The organism is Paenibacillus sanfengchensis (assembly GCF_036864765.1).
GTDB classification, from domain to species: domain Bacteria; phylum Bacillota; class Bacilli; order Paenibacillales; family Paenibacillaceae; genus Fontibacillus; species Fontibacillus sanfengchensis.
The window spans coordinates 1-18,192 of record NZ_JBAGJC010000001.1; the positions used below are offsets into that span (position 1 = coordinate 1).

Annotated in this window: 17 protein-coding genes; 3 read left to right on the plus strand and 14 right to left on the minus strand. The window is 51.9% G+C overall.

The genetic code is table 11. The features are described 5' to 3' along the window. Nucleotides 1-383: 383 nt before the first annotated feature. The 5 genes from V4U84_RS00005 to V4U84_RS00025 form a co-directional block, all read right to left on the minus strand. Complete coding sequence (locus tag V4U84_RS00005; RefSeq protein WP_334073361.1) at nucleotides 384-1,355, minus strand: SDR family NAD(P)-dependent oxidoreductase; 972 nt, start codon at nucleotides 1,353-1,355, stop codon at nucleotides 384-386. Nucleotides 1,356-1,435: 80 nt separating this feature from the next. Next, nucleotides 1,436-1,960: a TetR/AcrR family transcriptional regulator gene (locus V4U84_RS00010; RefSeq protein ID WP_334072746.1), complete on the minus strand. Its 525-nt coding sequence runs from the start codon at nucleotides 1,958-1,960 to the stop codon at nucleotides 1,436-1,438. A 221-nt stretch (nucleotides 1,961-2,181) separates the two neighbouring features. Beyond that, the gene (locus tag V4U84_RS00015; protein ID WP_334072747.1) at nucleotides 2,182-2,607 is read right to left on the minus strand and encodes a VOC family protein; all 426 of its coding nucleotides are present in this window, start codon (nucleotides 2,605-2,607) and stop codon (nucleotides 2,182-2,184) included. A gap of 50 nt (nucleotides 2,608-2,657) precedes the next feature. Next, nucleotides 2,658-2,927: a hypothetical protein gene (locus tag V4U84_RS00020; protein ID WP_334072748.1), complete on the minus strand. Its 270-nt coding sequence runs from the start codon at nucleotides 2,925-2,927 to the stop codon at nucleotides 2,658-2,660. Between the two features lie 74 nt (nucleotides 2,928-3,001). Next, nucleotides 3,002-3,802 carry a sulfite exporter TauE/SafE family protein gene (locus V4U84_RS00025; protein WP_334073362.1) on the minus strand — a complete coding sequence of 267 codons (801 nt, stop codon included), beginning with the start codon at nucleotides 3,800-3,802 and terminating at the stop codon, nucleotides 3,002-3,004. Between the two features lie 356 nt (nucleotides 3,803-4,158). On the opposite strand from V4U84_RS00025, the gene V4U84_RS00030 reads away from it, so the two are divergent. Next, the gene (locus V4U84_RS00030) at nucleotides 4,159-5,391 is read left to right on the plus strand and encodes an aminopeptidase (RefSeq protein ID WP_334072749.1); all 1,233 of its coding nucleotides are present in this window, start codon (nucleotides 4,159-4,161) and stop codon (nucleotides 5,389-5,391) included. 161 nt (nucleotides 5,392-5,552) lie between these two features. Further along, nucleotides 5,553-6,884: a glycosyltransferase family 2 protein gene (locus V4U84_RS00035; protein ID WP_334072750.1), complete on the plus strand. Its 1,332-nt coding sequence runs from the start codon at nucleotides 5,553-5,555 to the stop codon at nucleotides 6,882-6,884. 3 nt (nucleotides 6,885-6,887) lie between these two features. Here V4U84_RS00035 and V4U84_RS00040 read toward each other — a convergent pair whose 3' ends face one another. Together V4U84_RS00040 and V4U84_RS00045 are read right to left on the minus strand one after the other, a co-directional pair. Further along, nucleotides 6,888-7,088: a hypothetical protein gene (locus V4U84_RS00040; protein WP_334072751.1), complete on the minus strand. Its 201-nt coding sequence runs from the start codon at nucleotides 7,086-7,088 to the stop codon at nucleotides 6,888-6,890. A gap of 29 nt (nucleotides 7,089-7,117) precedes the next feature. Beyond that, nucleotides 7,118-7,867 (minus strand): hypothetical protein, encoded by a 750-nt coding sequence (locus V4U84_RS00045; protein WP_334072752.1) that lies wholly within the window; start codon nucleotides 7,865-7,867, stop codon nucleotides 7,118-7,120. A 198-nt stretch (nucleotides 7,868-8,065) separates the two neighbouring features. On the opposite strand from V4U84_RS00045, the gene V4U84_RS00050 reads away from it, so the two are divergent. Continuing rightward, a complete protein-coding gene (locus V4U84_RS00050; RefSeq protein ID WP_334072753.1) occupies nucleotides 8,066-10,615 on the plus strand; it encodes a glycosyltransferase in 2,550 nt (849 codons plus the stop codon). A gap of 77 nt (nucleotides 10,616-10,692) precedes the next feature. Here V4U84_RS00050 and V4U84_RS00055 read toward each other — a convergent pair whose 3' ends face one another. The 7 genes from V4U84_RS00055 to V4U84_RS00085 all read right to left on the minus strand — a co-directional run bounded on the left by V4U84_RS00055 (nucleotide 10,693) and on the right by V4U84_RS00085 (nucleotide 18,131). Continuing rightward, the gene (locus tag V4U84_RS00055) at nucleotides 10,693-11,451 is read right to left on the minus strand and encodes a glycosyltransferase (RefSeq protein WP_334072754.1); all 759 of its coding nucleotides are present in this window, start codon (nucleotides 11,449-11,451) and stop codon (nucleotides 10,693-10,695) included. Further along, nucleotides 11,420-12,175, minus strand: a complete 756-nt coding sequence (locus V4U84_RS00060) for a galactosyltransferase-related protein (RefSeq protein WP_334072755.1) — start codon at nucleotides 12,173-12,175, stop codon at nucleotides 11,420-11,422. Before V4U84_RS00060 ends, V4U84_RS00055 begins: the two co-directional genes overlap by 32 nt. An 18-nt stretch (nucleotides 12,176-12,193) precedes the next feature. After that, on the minus strand, nucleotides 12,194-13,303 hold the full coding sequence (locus V4U84_RS00065; protein ID WP_334072756.1) for a class I SAM-dependent methyltransferase: 1,110 nt from the start codon (nucleotides 13,301-13,303) through the stop codon (nucleotides 12,194-12,196). 42 nt (nucleotides 13,304-13,345) lie between these two features. Beyond that, a complete protein-coding gene (locus V4U84_RS00070) occupies nucleotides 13,346-14,287 on the minus strand; it encodes a glycosyltransferase family 4 protein (RefSeq protein ID WP_334072757.1) in 942 nt (313 codons plus the stop codon). A 415-nt stretch (nucleotides 14,288-14,702) separates the two neighbouring features. Then, nucleotides 14,703-16,106 carry a protoporphyrinogen oxidase gene (locus V4U84_RS00075; RefSeq protein WP_334072758.1) on the minus strand — a complete coding sequence of 468 codons (1,404 nt, stop codon included), beginning with the start codon at nucleotides 16,104-16,106 and terminating at the stop codon, nucleotides 14,703-14,705. Nucleotides 16,107-16,219: 113 nt separating this feature from the next. Next, a complete protein-coding gene (locus tag V4U84_RS00080) occupies nucleotides 16,220-16,984 on the minus strand; it encodes a MerR family transcriptional regulator (RefSeq protein WP_334072759.1) in 765 nt (254 codons plus the stop codon). 166 nt (nucleotides 16,985-17,150) lie between these two features. Then, a complete protein-coding gene (locus tag V4U84_RS00085) occupies nucleotides 17,151-18,131 on the minus strand; it encodes an aldo/keto reductase (protein WP_334072760.1) in 981 nt (326 codons plus the stop codon). Between the last annotated feature and the right edge of the window lie 61 nt (nucleotides 18,132-18,192).

Consider the following 18,192-nt stretch of genomic DNA (forward strand, 5'->3'; position numbering starts at 1 on the left):
ATTGAATAAGCTGATAGCTCATTTTGAATCTGACGAGAATTTTACTTCTCATTTTAATACTCACTCGTTGTTCAGTTTTCAAAGATCAACTTCATTCATTTCGTTATCGCCTCATCATCGGCAACTTTTATATCTTATCATATGAGCAAGCTAGATTGCAAGAACTAATTCTTACCATTTCGCTTGCCACCATACCGTCGAAGCGGCAGGAATAATAATATAACATATTCAGCTAATGCTTACAAGTGATAAATTGTTCCAGGATTTCAGCTTTCATGCTTCAAGTTGCTATAAGCCTCGCCAAAACCGACTGGACACTTATCTTACCACGAAGAAAAAAGGATATCCATATATAAAGATATCCAAGGAAAAAGCTTCTTTATTTATTGGGACTTTGCTTTCTCATCTTCCTCCTGCAGCTTCACGATGGTATCGCGAATCGCTTTTTCGTGAGGCGTCCAGATGAGAGGTCCGATGTGTCTTTCGTATTTCTCCCCGCTCAACACAAACGGCTCTTCCGTCAAATATAGCATCTCGACAACCTCTTTCATCACCGGATTAAACCATCCCGCCATAGTCAGACTAACCTTCCCCATTGGAATCACCGTTTTCTTCCGCCCGCTGGCTTGCTGGGCAATCCGGACCAACTCGTGCCCCGAAAGCAGTCCCGGGCCGGGGATGTGCCAGTTTTGTCCATAAGAGCTATCCCGTTCCGCAATATTTACAATCATATTGGCCGCGTCTGGCAGATATACATATTCCCGGGGAACCTTCATGTTTCCGATAAAAGCGGTGCCCTTACCGGCCGCAATCGCCTGCATGGTCAATGAAAGGTAAGAAGCCTGGGCCGAAGGCCCGTAATAATCGGGGAGCCGGACGATCAACGGGCGGGCTTTTTTCCACCGCGAACTCAGGATCATCTTTTCATAAGCGAGACGGGTTTTCCCTTTACGAGTATGCGGAGTTTTAGGATGATCTTCCGTCGCTTTCTCCACGGTTCTCCTCCCATAAGGGTATATTCCATCCACCACTACCACTTTGGTCCCCAAACGTTCGGCCGCCTGCATCACCGCCTCGCCCAAAGGGAGAAGCCGGGTCTCCATCTCGTGATAAGGAATGTTGGCACTATGAAAAATAACATCCGCCCCCTCGGCGGCTTTCACAATGTCCTCAGGATGAAAAGCATCCCCTGCATAAAGACGTAACAACCGGTTGTGACCGATCTCATCCGCTAATTTCTTCAATTTATCCATGGATCTCCCGAATGCAATCGTCTCTACTCCCCTTTTGACCAACTCAACGGTTAATGGATGGCCTACACCCCCGGTTGCACCCAATACGATCGCCTTTTTCATCATTTTAATACTCCCTCCAAATTAATAATATTATTTTTGTTATTGATTGATCAATCACAAATACTCGAAAAAGATCTCCCTCAACCAAGATCTTTTTTCATAAGCTGAGGCAGATTCAAAGCCATCGTCACATTGCACAGCAGACCTCTGGCTATAAAATTTTCGGTTCGCCGTTGAGGATTCCCGATCCCCGCTTTCTCAAACGCATTTAGCACCATTTGATGTATTTCTGCCATCCCTTTTCTCATGGCCTCGCGAATCGGCTCTTCCTGAATGGTCTGCGCTTGCATCTGAAGCAAGATTTCGTTCCGGTGCAACTCCATAATCCCTTCGTATTCCCGGATCAAACCCGCCTCCAGATGCTCCTGATCCGCCGATCGAATGATGCGGTCGAACGCCTGCTGAATCCTTTGAAACGAAACTTCCAATGCCGCGACCATCAATGTCTCTTTATTAAAAAAACGAAAAACATACGGCTGCGAAATTTCGGCCCGCTCCGCCACTTGCGCGGTAGTTGCTCGGTAATATCCGATTTCCGCGAACACCTCAATCGCAGCGTTGACAATGTCGGTTCGCCGATTGGCCGAGGCTGCTCTCTTTGTCATAGGTTGGTGCCCCCTTCACCCGTTGTAGACTATCTGCACAACAAATGTTATTGATTGACCAATTACTAACTGAACTTAGTCTATCGCATCCTACCTGTTTTATCAAGCCTTATTTTTCCTTGTTATTCAAAAAAAATCGCCAAATCAAAAATCCGCGGTGTCCGCGGATTTCCTTACATCAATTTCAGAAAAGCCCTAATAACTTGTCCTGCCGTCCTGTCTTACTGGAGGCCCTTGGTGAAAATTTGAAACAGAACGCCGAACTTATCGGTGACCATGCCATATCCAGGGCTGAAAAATGTATCCTGCAGCGGCATTTCCACCTCGCCGCCTTCTTGGAGCGCACTAAAGATCCGTTCGGATTCAGCCAGATCATCCGTTGTAACACAAATCGAGAGCATGCTTCCTTTTTGCGGGGAATTGCCGGGAAAAGAGTCGGAAAACATCAGTACAGAATCTCCTACCTTTAAGGTCGCATGGGAGATACGGTCCTTCATTCCTTCGGGCAGCGGGAACTCAGGGTTTTCCGGCATCTCTCCAAAGCTTTGGGCGAAAAGCACCTCGGCTCCCAACGCTTGTTTGTAAAATTCGATCGCTTCTCTCGCATTGCCATCCATCGTTAAATAGGAATTTAAATGTAAAGCCATGAATTTTACCCTCCTTCTTTTAAAGTAAAGTTTCCACGGCTATCATACATTTATTTAAACTGATTTTCCACCTGTTCCAAATCGGCGCGGTCTTGTTCCAGACTTTCCTTCGCCCGCTCGATCGGTTCCTGGTTCATGCGCCCTTCGGCCTGCGCGATGGCATTTTCCGCTTTCTTAATAGCGTTACGGGCGTTTTGAATCGTTTCCTCCCTTGGATGGGATTGGGCCTGATTCACGGCACGGCGCACATTTTCCGCGGATTCCTGCGCTTGAGAGATTGGATTTTGCGACTGCAAACTGGAGAAGGGATTTTCTTTCATCTTAGCCTCCTTAGGAAATGATCTAATTCATCCTGCAGTCCTAATTTGAGGCAAACATGCCCGGATTATACCCTTTAAAACAGTACAGTGAACCACACTTTAACCGCGGTGGCAGCGATGATGGCCACCAGGCCGTACCGAAGGGCGCGGGTATCCATTTTGGCCGCAACCCGGGAGCCGAGCGGTGCGCCGATCAGACAGCCGATCACCGTAAATAGAGTGGGCAGGACGGGTAGCCCGCCCGTTGCGAGTTTCCCGGCAACACCACCTACGGCCGACAACAAGACAATTGCCAGCGAGGAGACGATCGCCGTCCGAACCGGAATGTTCAGAACAGTCAGCATGATCGGAATTAACAGAAAGGCACCGCCAGCCCCGACGATCCCTGAGACGATCCCCACGAGAAAGGCCAAAACAACGGCTAAAATTGCGGGAAAACCCGCGTTTTCCCCGGTCTCCGGAGCGGTTCCCCTTGGTGGAACGAGCATCAAAACGATGGCCAAAATCGCGAGTCCACCATATGTTATATTGATTAGATTTCCGGCGATATATCCGGAGGCTAGTCCGCCCAACAAGCTTCCGGCCAGAATACTACCTCCCATATAAAACACTAGTTTTCGGTGAACTCCGGGAGCATCCGGCTTTCTTTTGCGCGTCAATTGCGTGGTCAAAACTCCCGACAAGGCGGAAAAGAACACCTGAAACATACTGATCGCCGACACTTCCAGCGTAGTGAACCCGGCAAGCCCCAGAGCCGGAGGAACAAAAAGCAGCAAAGGATAGTTGATAATCGCTCCCCCAATTCCAAACATGCCCGCCAGAAAAGATCCCGCCAAGCCAAGCAGAACCATGACAAGTAGTAATAAAATGCTGATCACGTCCTTCATAAAACCCGTATACGAACCGGATCAAATCCGTTATAATAATACCAAGTAAATTAATCTGAAAAGAGGAATTAATGGATGGCCGGTCTGTTTAAAAAATGGTTTACTCCCAAATGTCCCGTATGCCAAAAGCCGCTCGCAGCAGACCGGGAACCCGATTGCCACGTCAAAAAATGCCCCGATGGCCATTACCGCGAGGAAAGTTACTACACGCTCGGTGTCAGGGTTACTTACCATTATAACTCCAATCAACAACAGGAGTAATTACTAAATGTCCCTTTTTGCTCCGTGTTTTCCCTTTCCGATATAATGGATTGGATAGAGCAATTATCGGGGAGGACAGAACTTTGAAAAATTTTGAGGTTTTACTGGAGAAATATGCCGAACTGGTCGTAAAAGTGGGCGTTAACATACAGCCCGGCCAGGTTTTGATTGTGCAGGCACCGCTCGAGACCGTGGAATTCACCCGTCTGATCGTCGCCAAAGCTTATGAAGCCGGGGCCAAATACGTTCAGGTAGAATGGGACGACGAGACGATTGCCAAGATTCGGTATGAGAAAGCACCGGACGATTCCTTCGGTTTTTACCCGAAATGGCAGGCGGATATGGTTGAGCAGCTCGCTGAGGGAGGCGGTGCTCTACTGCACATCAAAGTGCCCGATCCGATGCTGCTCAGCGGTGTGGACGGCAACAAAGTAGCTACCGCTGTGAAGGCGGCCGCGGTGGCCCGCGAGAAATTCCAGGGCTATATCCGGACGAATAAAATCAGTTGGTCGCTGATCAAGGCTCCGACACGAGCCTGGGCCGACAAAGTGTTCGCCGACCTGCCCGAAAACGGTCGGATCGAGGCGATGTGGGAGGCCGTATTCCAGATGAACCGGGTTAACGGGAATGAAGATCCCGTTGATGCTTGGCGGAAACATATCGGCAAACTGAAGGAAAAGCAGGAGTATATGAACAAAAAGCGGTATAAAAGCTTGCATTACCGCGCACCGGGTACGGACCTGAAGGTTGAACTGCCCGAAAGACATCTTTGGCTCGGCGGAGGAGACCATAATGAATCCGGCGTGTACTTCGTGGCCAACATGCCTACGGAGGAAATTTACACGATGCCGCTTCGCACCGGGGTAAACGGGACAGTTACGAGCACGCTCCCCCTGAATTTGAACGGGCGATTGGTCGAAGGCATTCGTCTGACCTTCAAGGACGGAAAGGTTACGGAATATCACGCCGAATCCGGGCGAGAACATCTTACCGCCCTGTTGGCTACGGATGAGGGAGCCTCCTACCTGGGCGAAATGGCCCTGGTGCCTCATAACTCTCCGATTTCTTTGATGAATCGGATTTTTTACAATACGGGGATCGACGAGAATGCATCCTGTCACTTCGCCCTGGGCAGCTCCTATCCCGTCAATATCGAAGGGGGCACAAAGCTCTCCAAAGATGAGCTGCTCCAAAAAGGCGCCAACGTCAGTCTGACTCATGTAGATTTTATGATTGGCTCGGCCGAGCTCGAAATCGACGGCGAGCTTCAGGATGGAACGATCGAACCCGTTTTCCGCAAAGGAAACTGGGCATAATGCTTAAGTCGTTGTTCTAACAAAAAGATCATGATTGACGCCTGATCCCGCCGGACTTCCCGTTAACCATGATCTTTTTTATATGACCCGATTTGAACCCGTTGGTGCATCCGGGTCGGCTTATGCATATCCTGAGAAAAACAAATGCAAAGGTGATATCGATGCTAGCGTTTATATTCTCCAAAGACACCCCACCTTACCTTTGTCGGCAAACCGAGCGCTCCCTGCTTTCCGTATTGCCTCAGGTCACGATCATGACCCTTTCGACGGGTCCTGGAAGGGGCGCCGCGGAACTTATCAACAGCGCCTTGGCTGCCATCCCGGAAGACTGGTTCCTTACACTGATCGCCGGCGAAGTCGTTAAACCGGAGCTGGCCCGGCAATTGGAGCACTGGTTTCGGACTGTTCCGGACGATACGGCCGGAGCCGTTCTGGACGACGCTTCGGCCGGTTCCGCTAATTTCCTTCCCGGCTCCCCCGCTCCCCGCGGCCCTATACTATGGCGCAAAGAAGCGGTTTGCACCGGGAGTTTCCCCGGATTTCCAACCTGGCCCGAATGCCCGTTCGATCAATACCTTTTGATTGATAAACAATATCAACTCGCACAAACATGGAAATGGCATCCGCTCGGTGGAGAGGTGCTTATCCCGAGTCCGATGCAGCCGCCTCCCTGGCTTAAAGAACCTGAGACGCGGAGGTTTATTCTCCCGCTTCTGTTCGCGAAGCACCACGAAGAGGAGACGGAGCGCCCGGACTTCACCCGACAGCCTCCGCGGATCACCATCGTCATCGCCTCCTACAACGACAGCGACTATTTGCCTTGGGCCGTACGTTCCGTAATGGCTCAATCCTTTTTGGAGTGGGAGCTAATCCTCGTGGATGACGGATCGACCGACGATACGACGCAAGTCATAGAGCGGTTTTCCCGAAGCTCCAGAATCCGCAGTCTTATCCTAAATGAAAACCAGGGCAAATCGTATGCACTGAATCAAGCTCTCCGGATGGCGCGGGGAGAATGGCTCCTTGAACTCGATGCCGACGATTGGCTCGCACCCGAATGCTGCGCCGCTCTGCTTGAAGGAGCCGAGACTATGCCGGAGGCTGCCGTCATTTGGGCCCAATATGCTCAATGGCAGGAACGGGCGAACCGGCAATTGCTGTTGCAGACCGTTTCCCGGCACGCTCCCGTCATGACCCCTGACGATCTATTGAGCCGGGCGGAACCGCTGGCTCCGCGACTGCTAAAAACCGCGGTTCTAAAAGAATTAGGCGGCTGGAATACGGCAGCACCCTTTGCCGGAAGACTGTACGAAGATTTGGAGCTGCTCATTCGAATCGCGCGCCAATTCCCCTTTGCTTTTGTACCCAGACCCCTTTATCACAGACGGATTAGAGGCGGCAGCATTACGCACCGTCAGCAAAAGGAGACGTACGAAATATGGAAGTCCTGGATGCGGGAACAATTGAAATCGCCGATGACGAGCCTTCATTAGGGGCTACTGCGGAATGCGCACGAAAATGACGTTATCCGAGAACACGGTTACTTGACGGGGCTCGGGAATATAATTGGAGCTCTCCGCCTGGACGACAAACGAGTCGTCGGAAACGCTCAGAAGCTGGCCCTGCAAAAACTGGTTAGCAAAAACCACTTCAATGAACCTTCCGATAAATGCACTTAACCTCTGTTCAAAATCCATCGCTTAATGCCCTCCTATACTCCATTTGCTTAAGATACGGATAAAACTTGATCGAGCGGAATGAGAACAATGCTGCCGTCCGGTTCCACAATTTCTATATAGTCCAATCCGATAGCCACCAATGTACCGAAAATCGGGCCGGCGGCGGTATCGATTGTTACGCTCGTGTTTAACAAAGGGGTCAACAAATTAATGATACCCTCATAATTTTCCGTTGGCCCGACATATTGCTGAACCTGTTGTCTCAAGGCGTTAATGTTGGAAAAAGCGTCATCGATTTGCCGCTGCTGCGAATTGATTTGGCGCAGAATACCGTCGACTAGTTGATGCAGGGCGGTAATCCGGGCATGCGCACTTTCCAGCGAATCCAGGGTCCCGTCTCCACGGGCCGAGCTGTCGTTCACTGTTTTATGAATCGTTGTAACCGTATGTTGAGCGGCGTTTCCGCCGGTAGACGTCCCCACTCCGGTTCCTGTCCCGCCCCCCGGACCTGCTCCAGGGGCTGGAGGAGACGGCGGCTGCGGTTTGGCTGCGGCTTGGGATGCAAGCTGGTTGACCTGCGTTTGCAAGGTGTTTATCCGAACGGTCAATTCGCTCACATTGCCGGTGAGCCGACCGACTTGCAGCTTTAGGCGGACGATTTTGCGTTTAAGACTATGGCGTACCTTGCCGCGTTTTCCCGTCCAAGTCCCTAGTTTGGGTTTTCGTTTTACTTTCCACTTTTTTTGTACCGGTTTTTCGTAATCCGGCAGTTGAGTGTTCCCCCATAAAATCCTCACGTTCCCTACCTCCTCACTTTGATACGGTAACTTATGTCATTCGCCTCCGTGCGGCAACCTATCTTCGCAAAGATAAGAAAAAGGCCTATTTGAGGAACGGAATTCCATAATTTTAGGCAGGCGGGCTTTCGCCCCATGCGGAGCGGCAGCTTCTCTCATACTCTAACCATAGACATTTGCTTAGGGAGGAGAGCTCTGTTGAAAAAAACAGGAACTCGCATCGAAAAACCGATTCGAAGCCTAGCGTTATTGAATGCCGGACCATCAACACCTTTAAGGGAAGGTGCCGGAGAAATGTTTCCGCGGGAGAACGCCGCGCTCGCCGCTCCTCCGGTAAAATCTCCCCCCCATTCCCCGAGCCGTACCGGTGAATTATATGATATATTTCGTTTTCCGGTCATTGATTGGCATTTCAGATGGCAGCGTCCGCAGCAGATATCCCGGCAATTTGCCGACCGGGGGCATCGCGTCTTTTATGTAACGACCGAGATGAATCCACTGCCTATGGATGCCGGAGGTAAAGAAGATATTGCGCGCTATGTCAAAATCAAAAAAATCGCGCCGAGGGTGTGGAACGTAACCCTTTGCTCAAGTTCCAGGCTCAATCTGTACCAAGATCAAATGAGTCCGCGGGATGTGGAGTTTTTGAGCCTGTCCGTCGAAGTCGTCAAAGAAAAATTCGCCATTACCGAGATGGTATCCATCGTAGATCTTCCGTTTTGGTCACCGCTCGTTGAAAATTTGACTGAGCACACGATCGTTTACGATTGCATGGATGACCACGCCGGTTTTTCCACAAACGCTTCATCCATGCTGCATCAGGAAGAAAGAATGATCCTCCGTGCGGATCTGGTGCTTGCCTCTTCTCAAGGACTTCAGGAGAAGCTTCAAAGACTCCGCCCCGATGTATCTTTGCTTCGCAATGCGGCGGATGTCAGCCATTTCGCAAGGTCCGCCCAAGTTCCGACGGCGGCCGAACTGGAGAAGCTCCGCGGCCCGGTGATCGGCTACTACGGTGCCATCTCCGACTGGTTCGACATTGATCTGATTCGGGAACTAGCGGAAAAAAGAAAAGATTGGACCTTCGTCCTGATTGGGCACACCTTCGGCTGCGATATTTCGAAGGTCGAACATTTGAAGAATGTCTTGCTGCTCGGCGAAAAACCTTATCAGCAGCTCCCCGGTTATTTGCGCCGATTTGATGTTGCGTTGATCCCTTTCAGACAGAACCGACTGACGGAGGCGACCAACCCCGTCAAGCTTTATGAGTATCTGGCGGCAGGCAAACCGGTCGTTTCCACGGAACTGCCCGAGGTCGCTTCGGTGTCTCCCCATCTTGTCGGGATGGCTTCGGACCCGGTTTCTTTCGAGCAAGCCATCGAATCCGCTCTAAGAAGCAAAGCCCCAGAATTGGAGGAGAAGCGGAGGGAATTTGCCCGTCAACATTCCTGGGAGCAGCGTTACCTGGATATCCACGAACTCATTCTTAAGCGGCTGTATCCCAAAGTAAGCGTCATTGTCGTGACCCATAACAATTGGACGTATACCCAGCAGTGTTTGCGTAGCCTGCTCCGTCCCGGACATTATCCGAATCTGGAGATCGTCATAGTTGACAATGCTTCCACCGATCAAACTTCACTGCGATTAAGAAGAATCCGGGACAGCAGAATCAAAATAATTCTTTCGGAGCGGAATTTGGGCTTCGCAGCAGGCAATTCACAGGGGATCGAGCAGGCGACTGGCGAGTATTACATTTTGCTCAATAACGATACGATCGTGCCGGACGGCAGTTGGATTTCCCGCCTACTTCGCCCCATGCAAGAAAATCCTTCAGTCGGGATGACCGGTCCGATGTCCAACTTTGTCGGCAATGATCAGGCGTTGGACCATTTTGTCGCGGACCCGGTATCCGGAGCCCATCCCGATTGGCTGCAGGATTTTTACCGGTTTAATCAAGGACGCGTCAGGACCACCGAATTGTTGGGATTTTTTTGCGTCGCCATGAAAAAGGAGGTTTGGGAGAAAATCGGTCCGCTGGACACCGGCTACGGCATCGGGATGTTTGAGGACGACGATTACTGCGAACGGGTGAGGGCTGCCGGATACCGGCTGCTCGTCGTTGAAGACGCCTTCGTGTATCACCACGGGAGCGCCACCATACGCAAAATGCAGCCTGAGGTATATAAAGAGCTTTGGGAAAAAAACAAGGGGTATTTCGAGCAAAAATGGGGGAAATCCTGGCGAACTCCTTTGCGGCCAGACAACCTCTTCTCGATAACGGAAACGCCCCGGCAGGCGGCCGAGCGAATCCAGGAAGCCGGGGTTCCCTGCATTCTGATTTTGGGCGAAAAAAAATGGACGGCGTATGCCTCGCGCTGGCAATACGTGGTCAGGGAGCTCGCTTCGAGCCAGAACTTCCTCCTGATCATAAACGCCCTCCGCCATTATAACCGGCCCATCACGGGCTTCCGTAAAGGAGGGTATCTGCTATATTTGACGAACCGGGTGGATTTGCTGGCGGAAGCGGAACTGGACGCCGTGATCTATTGCGGCGAATCAGCACCGGTCCCCGTCAACGCCAAACGCCGCATAGCCGATAGCTTTGCCTATCCGGAGGATCAGCTTGGACAGCTCTCGGCGGCCCTGCCCGACTTGGAGCGGTGGACGTTCCGGGATCCGGCCGAATTTGCCCGGCGGCTGAAGGAAGAAGTGCTCGGTTCATGCCCACTGCTTCAAAGTTCCACTTAAATGCGAAAATGCGAAAGCCCTCTAGTGCCTACTCGCCATGCGGCAAATGGAACGTAGAGGGCTTATTGTTTTTTCGATCAGGAGGAGGGCTTCGTCTGCTGCAAATAACGCTGAATCACTGCCGGATGCTCCCCTTTAAACTTGTTTGTGGCGATCGCATATTCGGGATGGGCGTAATTCCAATCCGCTTCGCCTTCATTTTCAGGCAAATTGACGTCGCCTCGCCGGTTATCGTTAAACTTGATTTTTTTTCCCAAGGCATAATGGTAATGGTAAATATTGATATCCACTCTGCCTCTGGGAATCTGCCAAATGCTTTGACCTCCCGGCCCTTCCAGCGTGCAATGATGCTTCTCGTCGCGATATCGGATACCGATGCCGGAACGCCACATCCGGGTAATGTCATTCGACCATCTTTCATCCCCGGGACTATTCACGCGGAGCGTTTTGGGATCTCTCCAGAAATTCACAAAGGGAAACTGGTAGATATGCACACCATGGCGGCTCATCAATTCCGGAAGCAACTCTTTAAAGCGGTCCTCCACAATTTCATCGATATCCAAATTCATAATCCAGTCTCCGGAAGCCTGCTCGATCAAAAAATTGCGCACCCGCGATTCATCCCAATCCTCCGAATAAGGAAGACCGGTTTGCGGCATGGTAAACAGTTTGATCGGATAACCCCGTTGTTGGAAAGCTTCTATCATTTCAAGCGTCCCGTCCGTGCTGCCTCCATCCACCATGATGATCTCATAGGCATAGGCACCTACACTCTCCAAATATAGCGGAACGAATGTAGCTTCATTAAGGACAGGAACAATCACCGACAATTTCATTCCCATCTTCTCCATCTGCCCCTTTTCCTTTACATATTTTACGTTTCTCCTCGAGCAGCCGGTACATTTCCTCAGGGTTGCCCCACGCGGCCTTATAGCGTAAGTAAAGCTTGTAATTCTCGTCATAATGCGGATTCCCGCTCGGTCCGACAAAAGGGTGCCAGAAATGAAACAGCTCCCCTTCCAGCCGGACATGCTTCCCTACCATCGTATCCAAGGAATAGGCGAATGCTTCATCCTCACCGCCCCAACCGATAAATCGCTCATCATACCCGCCAACGCTTTCAAAAGATTGCCGCAGCAGCACGTTCATCCCGCCTACGAAATAAGTCGCTTCGGCCGGCTTCGTGTCCGGCTGAACCGGCAGCGGCCAACTGCCGCTCCCTTCCTGCACGATTCGGTGGGAGACGGCCTCGGACAGACGATTGATCCGCGCAAACGGAATAACCCAGCGGTCTTTGCCAAGCCGTTGAATCGACTGGAGCAACAGCGCGGGATGATAAATCAGATCATTGTCCGCGATGACAAAAACACGTCCTGTGGCTTGAGAAGCGGCGCGGTTAATCGCCTTCGATCTGCTGAAAGGTTCATCCAAATCTTCACCGATGCATAACTGCGCCCCCGGCAGCATGCGTTCGTAAAACCGCCTGATATAATGAAAGGCCCGATCTCTAGGTCCGTCATCCGGCTTATACGGCATCAGTACGGATACTTCCTGAAACATATGTCCACACCTCCAAACTTATCTCGGCCGCTTCAAAAAGACACCGAGTTCGCGGTATTTTCCCGTTCCGAACGTATCCGCCAGCTTTACGTAATCCTCAAACCCCGTATGCTTGAACAGCAGGGACTTCTCTTCCTCGATCCGGTCGCCGGATTCCCAGAACAATAATCCTTGAACCGCACAATCTACAATACCAAGAAATCGTTCGCTGAGGTCGGGATCCCCCATGAAATGGTAAAACACCGTCAGCAGAAGCCCGACCTCATATCCCTGAAGTCCCACGAGACGCTCCAACGGCTCGCAAACCAGTTCAAAATCGGCCCGCTCCAGCCGGTTCAATTGCATCAGCAAATCCGTATGCTGCGGGTCCGGCTCGATGCCGGTAACCCGAGCACCTTCACGCGTGAAGTGACGGGCATAGTAGCCGATATTGCAGCCGATATCAAGCACCTTCAATCGTTTCAAGTTCCGGGGGCCCAAATACTCCAGGATCACATCCAGCCTGGTTTTATAAAATTCATCCCGCTCACTTCTCATTTCGTAGAAACGGGGATGCAGGATCGGCGTATAAATGAGGTCCCGTTGCTGCACTGCCATCGTATGCAACGTGTCCTCCAGCGCCTCCGGGTTCATCCAGCGCTCATAATCCGCACGCGGCATCCGGACGGGAATCCGCCTTAAACCGGAACAGTACAGAAAAGCAGCCCGATGATGTCCGTCCTGAATATTAAATCTCCCCGGCGTCCGATAGGTGACCTGCGGGGGATGATCCGTAAAATAGCTTGGGTCGTTCTGCAAATAGAAACGCATATTTTCAAATTCCATCCGTTTCTGGTTCAGCAGGCCTTCCCGTTCCATCGGCGGCACGATGCCTCTAAGGCGATGAATGCCTTCGTACCAATCCAAATAAGGTTCGGGAGAGGCTAAGGTCTCTCCGTAAAAATAGCGGAACAACTCTTGATGCGGCTCCATCCGCATGAGCGATACATCGGAGTAGACCTTATGGTGGGCAAACCATTCTTCCGTAAAAGAGGGAATTGTGTGCTCCTTATTCGCCGTGCGTACATCCACATCCGTAAAAATCAGCTCTATAGGTACTTCGGTCGTAACGTATAGTTCGGCAGTCAATGTCATCCTCCCCGTTTCCTTATCGTTATACGTCGTTAGCCGTCATAAACCGAACAGGACCCGGAACCATCGGGCCACCCCTTGATCTATCCTCCAATGGTCTTCGATCTGCTGCCGGCATTTTAATCCCAGGCTTTGAAGTGCCGTTCTCTCTTTCTTATACCGGTCTACCACCCGGATAAAAGCCTCGGGGCTGTCACTTTGAAGAATCAGTTCGTGAGCCTCGGAAGGCGCCGCTTCCCTGATGTAACCGACATCCGTTGAGAGGACCGGCTTGCCGCAGGCGAACGCTTCCAGCGCCGTGGCCCCGCCGCCCTCGTTCGAAGACGTGATGAGAAGAAGGTCGATGGAATGATAAAAGGAGGGCATATCCTCATGGGCATACCGCCCGGGGGTATCTAAAAATCGAACCTCGGCATCCTGCTCAAAATGGCTGCGTATGGGGAGGAACAAGGTATCATAGTTCTTGGATCGTTTATTCCGGTCCCCCGCCCACCCGACGACCAAAGGTTCGTCCGAAGCCCGAAGACGCTCGGCGGGATGAAACAGGCAATGGTCCACGAAATGACCGATATACTCGATGTCCGCCTTGGGCGCGAGCTGCTTCAGCTTATCCGTGAGCCTGCGGTTCATGCTGCCGATCTTACGGATTCTCGGAATCAGCAGCCGCAAAAATTCCGGATCCGGAACCAGTTCATCCTGCCATTCCCGGTAAGTGTCGTAATTTTTACTGAAATAGTAATAGGAGACCGCTGCGGCGGAATCGATCCGGACATGCTTGAAGATAGCGTAAGCGGCGATGCCGAGACACATAGCGGAAATCGTCCGATACTCCGCATTTAAAGCGGTGGTGCCCTTTTCCCGGATATAGTCGTCCAATTCTCTGGCGGACATGATATCGAGGGCGGGATGATACCGTTGGATCATTTTTGCCGTTTTTCCTAGGATCCACCACTCCACGTCATATAATAAAAGATCTTTCATCTCCCTTGATACTCACCTCCCGCTTCCGTCTGAACCGCCATATTTGATCATATTCGAGCTTGCCCCGCCAAGTTACGGGAGCGGCGAAATTGATGCATTTGCCTCGTCCTGCTCTTCTGCCCAAACAAGAAGAAGACCCCGCGATTGAAAACCGCGGAGTCCTCTGTTGTGGGAAGCGATATTTAAATGTTAAGCAATCTTCCAAAGGCTAGGGTATTCTACCTGACAAGAAACGAAGCAGTTTCTTTCGTCTCTTCCTTTTTGCAAGAGAGTTCATGGTAAATCAGCTGCCTTTCCGGATCGACATGGAACATGACATCCGTCTGGTGTTTTCCTTTTACCACTTCCCACTTGTTATTACTTTACCCGGCCTATGGGGATTGAAACGGAAGAACCCAAAATTTTATTAAAAATCTCAGATTGCCGCCTGCTCAGCCATCCGCCCGGCGATCTTCCCGGCGATCTGTTCCCCGTTCGCAATGCAATCCGGAATACCGACCCCGTAATAAGAGCATCCCGCCAAATAAACCCCGGGATAGGCGGAGGAAAGTTTTTGCTCCAGCGACTGCACCAGTTCGTGATGACGAATATGATAATTCGGCATGGAATCCAGCCATTTGGTAACGACGTGGGTGACCGGTTCGCTATGAATCCCCAGGCTGGCGGCTACATCTTTAAGGGCTACGTCAAGAAGTTCGTTCTCCGAAAGACCTTGAAGCCATGCAAAGGACGGTCCCGAACTTTTGTAAAACAATCTTACCAGCAGACGGCTCGTCCCGGAAGTATGCTTCCATTTCCGGCTGGTCCATGTGCAGGCATCGCAAACGACATCCGGGGACTGCGACACGATAAAGCCGGTGCCGTCGGCCTTCAGCTCCCCGTCGGAGAGATCGAAGCCCAAATAGACGCTGATCATAGAGCTGCTGCGCATCCCCGCGAAATCTTCGTCAAGCATGGCGTCCTTAAGCAAAGCCTGTGCCGCGGTATGCGGCGTGGCGATCACCACGAAATCGGCTTCCTTTTTGCTCCCGTCGGAAAGTTGGACTTGATATCGGCCTCCGGTACGGGATAGCGCTTCAGCCGAGATTTCCTTCAGCAATTCCACATCCTCCAGCCTGGATTCAATCCGATCCACCAACGCGGAAACGCCGTCTTGAAAGGAGAAGAATTTCTTGTCCCCGGTTCCTTTGAAGGTCTGACGGTTTTCGGCCAGACCTTTTATAATGCTCCCGTACTCGTTCTTATAATCCAGCAAGTATGGTAAAGTGGAAGCGAGTGTGAGATCGCTCAGGTTGCCGGAATACACGCCGGACAGCACCGGAGCGATCTGCTTCTCGACGATTTCCTTGCCGAGGAAGGCCTCCAGAAAGCCGCCCACCGAGTCATTTACCGTAAACGTCCCGTTCGGGGTGTAAAAATCCTTCAGCGCTTCAACCTTGCCCTCAGCCGAGATCAATTCGCTCTTGGCCAGCGATTCCAGGCTGAGCGGAATGCCGAAAACCGCGTCTTCCGGAATCAGCTTCAACCGGCCTTCCGTATAAATATAGGATTTGCCAGTTGCGTTATAGACGACCTCTTCGCTCAGGCCCAGTTCTTCCACAAGAGGGGCCACATTCTTCTTCCGGGCGACGATGGAATCGGCGCCGGCTTCCATAATAAAGCCGTCTTGGCGGACCGTATGGATCTTCCCGCCAAGCCGTTCGCTCGATTCGATCAGCGTAATCCGGGTCTCAAGCCGCCGGGACCGTATCTCTTTCTGCAAATAATAAGCCGCGGACAGACCTGTGATTCCGCCGCCGATGATCACGACCGTTTTCAATTGACTTCCACCTCGATTAGAGAACTCTTTCACAATATAATTATAATGATAACCCAAGTAAGGAGGCGGAAACAATGATTTGGCGAACAATCCGTCGGCGGGTTACCGAATCGTCAGCTTTTTTTCCCGGTGTAAATGAGCACGGCATCGCGCAGAAACTCGGCCGTTCCGGGACCATTTTTATCATAGTAAGTTTTAAAACGTTCATCGGCCACGTACATCTCTGCCAATCCGACATGCGCTTCCGCGGAATACTGGTCCCAGTAAAACGTAAGCCACCGCTTATGCAAATCCGCCGCTTGTTGCGCCGCCTCGCCTGCTGGATCCCCGGCCGCCATTCCCGTTTGCAAGGCCGAGAACATCTCCCGCTCCAGACGCTGCAGTTCTTGATGCTCCTCTTCCGTCATATTTAGAACCTTGGCATTGGAACGGTTCACCGCATCTTCTCCGTATTTTTCGCGAATTTCCTTGCCAAATTTCACTTCATTATCCTCAACCAGCTTCTGTTTAAAGCCCTCGAATTTTTCCCGATCCGTCATCTTCGTTCTCCCTTCCTTCATCGCAATCGTTTTGTCCACATTGGCAATCAATGCGTCCAGTTGCTGTCTTCTTTCCAGGAGTCGTTCACGGTGCTCCTTCAAAGCGCGGGCCCCGTCGAATGACGGGTCATTGACGATCGATCCGATCTGTTCCAGGGAAAACCCGAGTTCCCGGTAGAACAAAATCTGCTGCAGCCGATCCACTTCATCCTGACCGTAAATCCGGTATCCCGATGAATTGATCCTCGCCGGCTTGAGAATCCCGATTTCATCATAGTACCTTAAGGTCCGGGTGCTGACTCCCGCCAACTGCCCCAGCTTTTGAATCGTGTATTCCATAGAATCTCCTCCTGACGAATCCAATGTACACCTTAACGCCGCGTGAAGGTCAACCCCGTTTTAAGCTGTGACGGCAAAAAAAATAAGAAGCCCCTTCCGTCATCCATAAGGATGGCCGGGAAAGGGCTTCCTGACACGCGCTAGTTCTGTCTGCCGGGATTATCGCCTACCAGGCGTACGCCTGTGGCGCTTCCCCGCCCGGCCCCGGGAAAATTTCATCCAGCCGCTGGAGCTCCGCTTCGCCCAGCTGAATGTCAACCGCGCGCAGCGCGGTCTCCAGCTGCCCGAGCGTCCGCGGGCCGATGATCGGCGCGGTCATCGCCGGACGCGTAAGCGTCCAGGCCAGCGCCACATTGGCCTCGCTTTCGCCGAGCTCGCGGCAAAAACGCTCGAACGCCTCGAGCTGCCCGCGATGCTTCTCCACGCGGGCGGGATTGTTCGCGCGTTTCGAGCCCGGCGCCGGGCGCAGCGCATGGCCGCTCAGCAGGCCGCCGTCCAGCGGGCTCCAGGCGATCACGCCGATGCCGTGCTCCTCGGCGGCCGGAAGCACCTCCAGCTCCGGCAACCTGCAGAGCAGGCTGAATTTATGCTGCTCGGAAATCAGACCGAGCATGCCTTTCGCCTTCGCTTCGTATTGCGACTTCACCAGATCCCGGCCGGCGAAGTTGCTGGAACCGATGTACCCGATTTTCCCCTGGTACAGCGCTATGCTGAAACCTTCCCAAAGTTCGTCCCAAGACACGTTGCGGTCCACATGGTGCATTTGATACAGCTCGATGTGATCGGTTTGCAGCCGCCGGAGCGATCCCTCCAGATGGCGGCGCATCTTGTAGGCGGACAGCCCGGGAGCATTGTTGGGCCCATCGTTCGAGTCGCTCATCTCCCCGTAAAACTTGGTGGCCAGAACGACTTTCTCTCTCCGGCCCCCTCCTTGGGCGAACCATTTCCCGATAATTTCCTCGGTTCTGCCCGCATTTTCACCCCAACCATAGATATTGGCCGTATCAAAAAAATTAATCCCCGCATCCACGGCGGCATCCATTATTTTAAACGCTTCGCGTTCTTCCGTATCCACGCCGAAATTCATCGTCCCCAAACAAAGCCGGCTGACTTTTAACCCGGAACGGCCCAAATAGCTATATTTCATACTTGTTCACTCCTCATCAATTGAATGAAAACAAAATGCCCATGCTATCTTTCGTTAGGAC

What these genes read in the sequence shown, in the direction of transcription:
- V4U84_RS00005 (WP_334073361.1), bottom strand. Translation starts at nt 1,355, where the DNA reads ATGAAAAAGGCGATCGTATTGGGTGCAACCGGGGGTGTAGGCCATCCA.
- V4U84_RS00010 (WP_334072746.1), bottom strand. Translation starts at nt 1,960, where the DNA reads ATGACAAAGAGAGCAGCCTCGGCCAATCGGCGAACCGACATTGTCAAC.
- V4U84_RS00015 (WP_334072747.1), bottom strand. Translation starts at nt 2,607, where the DNA reads ATGGCTTTACATTTAAATTCCTATTTAACGATGGATGGCAATGCGAGA.
- V4U84_RS00020 (WP_334072748.1), bottom strand. Translation starts at nt 2,927, where the DNA reads ATGAAAGAAAATCCCTTCTCCAGTTTGCAGTCGCAAAATCCAATCTCT.
- V4U84_RS00035 (WP_334072750.1), top strand. Translation starts at nt 5,553, where the DNA reads ATGCTAGCGTTTATATTCTCCAAAGACACCCCACCTTACCTTTGTCGG.
- V4U84_RS00040 (WP_334072751.1), bottom strand. Translation starts at nt 7,088, where the DNA reads ATGGATTTTGAACAGAGGTTAAGTGCATTTATCGGAAGGTTCATTGAA.
- V4U84_RS00055 (WP_334072754.1), bottom strand. Translation starts at nt 11,451, where the DNA reads ATGAAATTGTCGGTGATTGTTCCTGTCCTTAATGAAGCTACATTCGTT.
- V4U84_RS00060 (WP_334072755.1), bottom strand. Translation starts at nt 12,175, where the DNA reads ATGTTTCAGGAAGTATCCGTACTGATGCCGTATAAGCCGGATGACGGA.
- V4U84_RS00070 (WP_334072757.1), bottom strand. Translation starts at nt 14,287, where the DNA reads ATGAAAGATCTTTTATTATATGACGTGGAGTGGTGGATCCTAGGAAAA.
- V4U84_RS00080 (WP_334072759.1), bottom strand. Translation starts at nt 16,984, where the DNA reads ATGGAATACACGATTCAAAAGCTGGGGCAGTTGGCGGGAGTCAGCACC.
- V4U84_RS00085 (WP_334072760.1), bottom strand. Translation starts at nt 18,131, where the DNA reads ATGAAATATAGCTATTTGGGCCGTTCCGGGTTAAAAGTCAGCCGGCTT.